This window comes from Oerskovia sp. NPDC056781 (assembly GCF_042789955.1).
GTDB lineage: Bacteria > Actinomycetota > Actinomycetes > Actinomycetales > Cellulomonadaceae > Oerskovia > Oerskovia rustica.
The window spans coordinates 1-3,648 of sequence record NZ_JBHUAD010000317.1; the positions used below are offsets into that span (position 1 = coordinate 1).

At 72.2% G+C, this 3,648-nt stretch carries 3 protein-coding genes; all 3 read left to right on the forward strand.

From position 1 onward, the window contains the following. Positions 1 to 118 precede the first annotated feature (118 nt). Positions 119 to 1,270, forward strand: a complete 1,152-nt coding sequence (locus ACFRCR_RS17700) for a phosphotransferase family protein (protein ID WP_377679392.1) — start codon at positions 119 to 121, stop codon at positions 1,268 to 1,270. 207 nt (positions 1,271 to 1,477) lie between these two features. Then, a complete protein-coding gene (locus ACFRCR_RS17705) occupies positions 1,478 to 1,972 on the forward strand; it encodes an NfeD family protein (RefSeq protein WP_318244155.1) in 495 nt (164 codons plus the stop codon). Between the two features lie 139 nt (positions 1,973 to 2,111). Continuing rightward, a partial coding sequence (locus ACFRCR_RS17710; protein WP_377679395.1) for a flotillin family protein occupies positions 2,112 to 3,648 on the forward strand: 1,537 nt, incomplete at its 3' end.

The following is a 3,648-nucleotide window of genomic DNA, read 5'->3' on the forward strand; positions in this document are numbered from 1 at the left end:
GTTCGGGCTGTCCCACGGCCCGCGAGACAGCCCGAACTGCACACTCGACGAGGAACCTCGCGATCCAAGCGTGGCCACGCCCTACCGCAGGGCCCCTCGAATCGATACGATCGCCAGCGTGCTCACCAAGATGACGGTCACCGACGACCAGCTCTCCCGCATCGTGTCCCCGCTCGGCGAGATCGCCGACGCCGCTCCCCTGGACGGCGGCCTGTTCGCCTCGACATTCCGGGTCGACCTCACGGACGGTCGGCGCCTCGTCGTGAAGATCACGAGCGCCGACACCTCCCGCCTCCTGCGCTACGAGCACGGGATCCTCGGCACCGAGGAGGACGTCTACCGGCGTGTGGCGGACCGCCCCGACCTCCTCATGCCGCGCGTCGTCCACAGCGACTTCAGCCGGACCGCGCTCGACGGCGACGCCCTGGTCGTCACGTTCCTCGACGGCGACGTGTGGAACGCCCTGCCCCCGCTCGACGACGCCGCGACGGAACGCGTCCGGCACGACCTCGGCGCGTTCATGGCCCGCCTGCACACCGTCACGGGAGACGCGTTCGGCTACCCCGCCCCCGCGTCCGGGATGAGCGCCCCGACATGGCCCGAGGCGTTCGGTCTCATGGTCGACGCCCTGCTCGCCGACGCCCGGACCTGGGACGTCGACCTCCCGGCCGACGCCCTGCGGGCCGTGGTCGCGCGCCACCACGACGCGCTCGCCGAGGTCACGGTCCCGCGCCTCGTCCACGCCGACCTGTGGCCGGGCAACCTCTTCCTCGCGGCCGGGTCGCCCGGCCCCGCGGACGCAGTGGACCCAGTGGACCCAGTGGACCCGGTGGGCTCCCCCGACGAGCCGTCCCCGTTGCGGCTGAGCGGCGTGATCGACACCGAGCGCTGCCTGTGGGCCGACCCCCTGTACGAGCTCGCGGGCGCCGACCAGCTCGGTCTCGGTCCCGTCCCGCCCGCGATCGCCGAGGGCTACCGCTCGGCGGGGGGCCGGCTGCTCGTCGAGGAGCCGTGGTTCACGTCTCCCGCCCCGGGTGAATTCCGGCCCGACGACGGCGCTCCCCGCGCGCGCGGCGCCGTCGGGCAGGTGCGCCCCGGGGCGAGCACGCTCGGGGCCCCCGACGTGCGCCTGCTCCTGTACCGCGCGTACATCAGCGCGGTGCTCGTGACCGAGGTCGTCCCCCGCGACTACCAGGGCGAATGGGTCCAGGGCTACCGGGACACGGCCGCGGCAAACCTCGACGTGCTGCTGGACCAGCTCTCCCGCTGACCCCACGCACCGGTCGTCGGACGCACATCGGGCCATGTCCGGGGTGGGTCCGACGGCCGGTCCGCAGAGCGCAGGACCGCCCGGGACGAACGGGCCGCATGGGGCGGACTACCCATCTCGTCCCGGGGCAGGGTTGAGTCACGCTAGAGTTCGGGCAAGTTCACGATCACGTCAAGTGCCCGGGCGGCCCGTGCTCGGCGGCGCGACGTGACCGACCCTGGGGGGTATGCGGTGATCACGTTCGTCGTCGTCGGCATCGTCGGGCTCGCGCTCGTCCTGATCTCGATGATCCTCGGAGAGTTCATCGAGCTCGGCGACGGCGCCGTCTCGGGGACCTCGCTCGGCGTCGGGGCGATCGTGTTCGGCGCGACCGGGGCGATCGTCGTCTCGAACGACCTGCCCGTCGTCCTCGCGTACGTGGGCTCCGCGGTCCTCGCAGCCCTCGCGGTCCTCCTCGTGGCCGTGCTCACGGCCAAGCTCCGCGCCTCCGACGACGCCGTCCCCGTCTCGCTCGTCGGTGTCCAGGGCACCGCGACGAGCGACATCTCGCCCGCGACCGGAGAGGTCTCGCTCGACGCCGCCCACGAGCTCGAACGACGCCTCGCCTGGGCCGACGAGCCGATCCCCTCGGGGGCGCGCGTCGTCGTCCTCGAGCAGTCCGGCACGCGCGTGCGCGTCCGGCGGTACTTCCCCAACGACTGACCCCTCCTCGGGTGACCCCGCCGGCGACCCCGGCCGCACCACGAGCACGACGAGCACCACCAGCCCGACCGGCACGACCCGCACGACCCGCACGCACGACCCGCCACCGAAAGGAGTCGCGCCGCAGGCGCGTACCGACATGCTCGAAGATTCCAACCTCGTCGGCATCATCGCCACGATCGCCCTGGTCATCGCGTTCTTCGCGATCATCACCTTCATCGCCAAGCGCATCCGGCGCGTCCCCCCGAACGAGGCGCTGATCATCGTCGGGCGCGGCGCGGGCCGCAAGGAGGCCGCAGGTACGGGCCAGCGCGTCGTCACGGGCGGCCGCACGTTCGTGTGGCCCATCCTCCAGCAGGGCTTCTCCATCTCCCTCGAACAGCGCCAGATCGGCATCACGGTCGAGGGCGTCGACAAGAACCGCATCAAGATCGCGATCAAGGCCTCGATCAACTTCAAGGTCCGCGGTGACGAGGAGGGTGTGCGTCGAGCTGCTCAGCGCTTCCTGTCCCAGCAGGGCACGCTGACCGAGATCATCAAGGAGTCCCTCGAGGGCTCGCTGCGCTCGATCGTGGGCGACATGACGATCGAGCAGATCATCTCCGACCGCAAGGGCCTCTCGGACCGCGTCGTTGAGTCGACCAAGACCGACCTCTCGGAGCAGGGCCTGCAGGTCGACCTGCTCAACATCTCGGACATCTCGACGCCGGGCTCCGACTACCTCGCGAACCTCGGTCGCGCCGAGGCCGCCCGCGCACGTCAGGTCGCCGAGGTCTCCGAGGCCGAGGCGCAGCGCGCGTCGGAGTTCGCCGCGATCGACGCCGCCGAGCAGATCGCCGAGCGCCAGAAGGCCCTCGACCTCAAGCGAGCGATCATCAAGGCCGAGACCGACAAGGCCAACGCCGAGGCCGAGGCCGCAGGCCAGCTCGCCCGGGCCGAGCAGGAGCGCCTGGTCGCGGTCGAGGAGCGCGAGGCCCTCGCCGAGCAGGCCCGCGTGACGCAGGAGCGCCTCGACATCGAGATCCGCAAGCCCGCGGAGGCCGCGGCCTACGCCGAGGTCCAGCGCGCCAACGCCCAGCGCGACTCGTCGAACGCCGCGACCGAGGCCGACGCGTACAAGCGCACCACGATCGCCGAGGCCAACAAGACCGCCGCGATCCAGGACGCCGAGGCCTCCGCCGAGGCCGTCCGCCGCGCCGGTGAGGCCGAGCGTGACCGCCAGGTCGCCCTCGCCGTCGGTATCAAGGCCGAGGGTGAGGCGCGGGCGTTCGCGGTCGAGGCCGAGGGGCGCGCAGAGGCCGTCGCCACGGACGCCAAGGCCGAGGCGCTCAAGAAGTACGGCGAGGCGGCCCTGGTCCAGGAGCTCATCGAGCGCCTGCCGGAGATCGTCCGCGCCGCGGCCGAGCCCATCGGCAAGATCCAGGGCATGACGGTCATCTCGACCGACGGCGCGAGCGCCGTCACCAAGAACGTCGCCTCGGTGCTGGGCGAGGGCCAGCAGGTCATCAAGCAGCTCACGGGCGTCGACATCAACCAGCTCATCGCCGGGCTCGCCGGCGGGCACCTGAGCGGCCAGCCGCCGTACCTCGGAGATGCCGCCGGCGTGCGACAGATCGGGCTGCAGGACCGCGATGCCCGCCCGCAGCGCGGGCAGCGCCTCGGCGCGGGAGTAGATC